This is a genomic window from Thermodesulfobacteriota bacterium, assembly GCA_040756475.1.
GTDB lineage: Bacteria > Desulfobacterota > Deferrisomatia > Deferrisomatales > JACRMM01 > JBFLZB01.
This window is the reverse complement of sequence record JBFLZB010000301.1, coordinates 1-3356: the sequence shown is the minus strand read 5'-3', so window position 1 is coordinate 3356 and position 3356 is coordinate 1. Positions and strand designations below refer to the sequence as shown.

Below are 3356 nucleotides of genomic sequence, written 5' to 3'. Positions count from 1 at the left end.
CCGGCGCGTAGGGTGGGAGCTGGCCTCTTGTGACTTGCACGCAAGGGCAGTATCGTCAGCTCCCGCCGAAAAATCAAGTCGGCGCTCCGCCGTGCCGATAGGCCCTGCCGAGGCCGCAACGCTCCACCGCTCACCAGGGGGTGTGTCATGATCCGTGTCGTCCTTTTGGCTCTTCTCTTTGCTCTCGTCCTTCCCGCCCAGGCACAGATCTATCGCTGCGAGAAGAACGGAACCGTCATGTTTTCCGACGTGCCGTGCGGGGACGACGGGAAGACTGTGTTGGAACCTTCCAAACCCCGATCGACCACAAAGAACGCTCGGCGGCGTCTTCCTTTCGAGCCCGACAAAGAGGTAGTCGACGCCTGTCTTGACGCGTGGAAGCCGCACCTCAATGACCCGAGAGACGCGTTCGTGGCGGAAGCCATCCTGTACGAGGCCGATGGGTCCAAATACGCTAACGGCAAGCCCCGCCACGAAGTCTTTTTGAATGCTCGGGCCAAGAACAAATTGGGCGCCTTTGTGCCCGTCCGCATGCTGTGCACTCTCGACGAGGACGGCAGAATCAACAAGAACTCCGTCGCTCTATATCAGGCCATGCAAGCTCTGGGCGTCGATCCGATGGACTTTTGATCCCAGGCCGATCAACCATCCACGTCGCACTGCTCGCAGGGGTCGCAGAACTCAACGCCGTGGTGGCAGCAATCATCCTCGGCGCCTGTCGCGTCCTCGTAGTGGCAACCGCACTCGCAGCGTTCCCCCGTTGCGAGCGCATCAGGGCGCTCCTCGTTGTACCGCTGGCAGTAGCAGTCCACGGCGTCGTCGGTGGGACAACAGCACCGAACAATGCGCTCAAGCGGAGCGGTATCAGCCATGGTCGTTTCTCCCCGGGCAGGGGCGGCCCGCCCGCTTAGCTTTGCGGTATCAGCCCTCCCCCAACACCTTCCACACCTGCCGCTCCGTGATCTGGTACCGCCTCACCAGCTCCGCCATCGGCACCCCCGCGTCGGCGTCGCGCCGGATCCCCGCGTTACGCGCCGCCAGCGCCGCCCGGTACCCCCGGGGCACGGCGAACCGGCAGCCTCCCAGGTGCCGGCAGAGCTGCCACGCCGCCCCCTCGCCCAACACCTGCACCAGACGGCTGTCGTCCCCGGGGCTTTTCGGCACGTACAACACCACCCCCCCGAACCCCTCCACCAGCCGCCCCAGGGCCTCCCCCGGAAACCCCACTTCAAGGAGCTGCCGCAGGCTCTCGGGCAGCTCCGCGGGGGCCTCCACCCCCGCCCCCTCGGCCTCCGGCAGCTCGAACAGCGCCAACTGCCCGTCGCCTGCACCGCGCATCCGTGCGCCTCCCCCGGGGACGGCCCGGGCTCGGCACCGGGCTCCTCCTCGGCGGGCTCCCTGCCCATGGCCTGGTCCACCAGCTCGTCCATGGCCTCTCGGGGCATGATCACCAGCCCCGCGTCGCGCAGCATCGTCCCCAGGTACACGGTGACCTCTGGGTGCACGTGAGTCGTGAGCTCCGTGCCCGCCGCCCGCCCCAGCAGGTACCCGATCGTGCCCGCCAAGGCCGCCACCAAGAGAAGGGTCTTCATGTTTCTCCTCCGCCCTCTTGCGCCTGCGCGCGCTCCCGCTGCACCCGCGCGATCCACTTCTTCAGCGTCTCGATCACCTGCCGCGCCTTCTGCGGCTCCTTGGCCAGCCACTCCAGCGCCGCGACCCCGGTAATGCGCCGCACGTAGCTTCGCAGCGCCCCCTCCGAGGCGTCGCGGAGCTCGCCGAGGTCCCGCAGTTCCAGCCACAGCGCCCGAATCAGCCGCGCCTGGGGAAAGGCCGCCTGCCGCTGCGCCCGGGCGGCGCCGGACGGCCGGGCCGTCCACCCCTTGCCCCGGTAGTGCGTGAGCAGCCGCTCCAGCTCCGGCACGCTCATCCCCGCGCAGCTTGCGTGCCCCGTTACCTGCGCCTGCACCGCGCGGCGCGTCTCCTCGTCGAGCCCGAGCTGCGCCGCCGCCAGGTGCGCCTTCGCGATCAGCGCCCGTCGCTCGTCCGGCGGCCCCAGGAACCGAGGCGCCTTCCCCTTGCGCGTGCGGCCCGCCGCCGTCATCCGCGCCCCTCCCGCACCCACCGCGCCGGTGCCGCGGGCCTCGCGGCGCAGGTGGGGTAGTGGTACCCGTGGGTGCCGCCGCACTGGGGGCACCAGCCGGGCAGGGGGTCTCGCTCCGGCACAGGCGGGGCGGGCTGGGGGTGGCACCAGGGGCAGGTGGGGGTAGTCATTCCTCGTGCTCCTTCACCCGAAAGTGCTCTCGAATCGCCCGCACCCGCCGCTCGCAGCGTGCGTGTGCCCGGTCGGCCTCGGCCCAGGCGTGGTCGATCTGGTCGCTCAGCTCCAGGAAGCCCCTTGGGTCCTTTCCCACCGCGGCTTTCAGCTCGTCAACCAGGGCGGAGGCCTTGGCGTGCCAGTGCGCCACCTCGGCATCGCGGCGCATCCATTCGAGTTCGACGAACGTGTGGTGGGTGCACAGGCAGCGCCGCTGGATGAACTCGGCGAGCACGCGACGGGGGTACTGGGTGAGTCTCAGGTCCAGGCTCATCGCTTCACCCCCAGCTTCCCCGCCAGCTCTCCCAATAGCTCGCGCACGTTCACCGGCGCCTCCCCGTCGGCCCCATCCGACCGATCCGACCGATCGGACGGCGCCGGCCGGCGGCCTTCGCGCTCGGCTCGGCTGCGCCGCGCTTCCACTTCCCGGTCCGCCTGGTCCGCCAGGTCCCACACGACCTTTCGCAGGTAGTTGTGCCCCGTGAAATGCGCCTTGAAGCCGCCCTTACGCCCCACCATCTCGGCCATGCCCCGGGCCCACAACTCGGGGGTGCAGGGCCGGTCGGCCTCTTTCTCCCAGCTCACCCGGCCGGCCCCCACGAGCTCGTGGAGCTCGCCCACCAGGCGCCGCGCCCGCACCCACGAGAGCGCCCGCTGGGGCGGCCGGAAGAGCGCCAGGTACGGCCAGAGCTGCTCTTGCACGGGCTTCGGCAGCTTCACCGCCGCCCCCAGGGTCTCGCGGATCGCCGCGTCGGTGATCCAGGCTTCGGCCGAGTGGGTGGCCGCGCACGAGGGACACACGAGGATCATGGGGCACCCCTCACCCGCGCCGGCGCCGGCGCCGAGGCCCCGCACCACGAGGGGTCGAGGTCGCACGGGGCGGGGGCGGGCACGGTGCACTTTTCGGGGGGCACCGGGCAGTTGTGACAGCACAGAGCCTGCCCCACCGGGTGGCACGGCACCTCGCACACGTAGCGCGCGGGCCGGCCCCCGCGCGGGGGGCACTCGTGACGAGCACGGCCCATCACTGTCCCCGCCGCGG

At 70.5% G+C, this 3356-nt stretch carries 7 protein-coding genes; 1 reads left to right on the top strand and 6 read right to left on the bottom strand.

Annotation, left to right across the window (positions count from 1 at the left end; translation table 11 throughout):
- The first annotated feature begins 147 nt into the window (after positions 1-147).
- Entirely contained in the window at positions 148-630 is a 483-nt protein-coding gene (locus AB1578_22820) for a DUF4124 domain-containing protein (GenBank protein ID MEW6490732.1), read from the top strand.
- A 291-nt stretch (positions 631-921) separates the two neighbouring features.
- On the opposite strand, the gene AB1578_22815 is transcribed toward AB1578_22820, so the two are convergent.
- The 6 genes from AB1578_22815 to AB1578_22790 all read right to left on the bottom strand — a co-directional run.
- The gene (locus AB1578_22815) at positions 922-1338 is read right to left on the bottom strand and encodes a Mor transcription activator family protein (protein MEW6490731.1); all 417 of its coding nucleotides are present in this window, start codon (positions 1336-1338) and stop codon (positions 922-924) included.
- A 250-nt stretch (positions 1339-1588) separates the two neighbouring features.
- A complete protein-coding gene (locus AB1578_22810; protein MEW6490730.1) occupies positions 1589-2101 on the bottom strand; it encodes a regulatory protein GemA in 513 nt (170 codons plus the stop codon).
- Positions 2098-2271 (bottom strand): hypothetical protein, encoded by a 174-nt coding sequence (locus tag AB1578_22805; GenBank protein ID MEW6490729.1) that lies wholly within the window; start codon positions 2269-2271, stop codon positions 2098-2100. Before AB1578_22805 ends, AB1578_22810 begins: the two co-directional genes overlap by 4 nt.
- Entirely contained in the window at positions 2268-2588 is a 321-nt protein-coding gene (locus AB1578_22800; protein ID MEW6490728.1) for a hypothetical protein, read from the bottom strand. The genes AB1578_22805 and AB1578_22800 overlap by 4 nt, the downstream gene beginning before the upstream one ends.
- Positions 2585-3124, bottom strand: a complete 540-nt coding sequence (locus tag AB1578_22795) for a hypothetical protein (protein ID MEW6490727.1) — start codon at positions 3122-3124, stop codon at positions 2585-2587. The genes AB1578_22800 and AB1578_22795 overlap by 4 nt, the downstream gene beginning before the upstream one ends.
- A partial coding sequence (locus AB1578_22790; GenBank protein ID MEW6490726.1) for a hypothetical protein occupies positions 3121-3356 on the bottom strand: 236 nt, incomplete at its 5' end. The genes AB1578_22795 and AB1578_22790, both read right to left, overlap by 4 nt.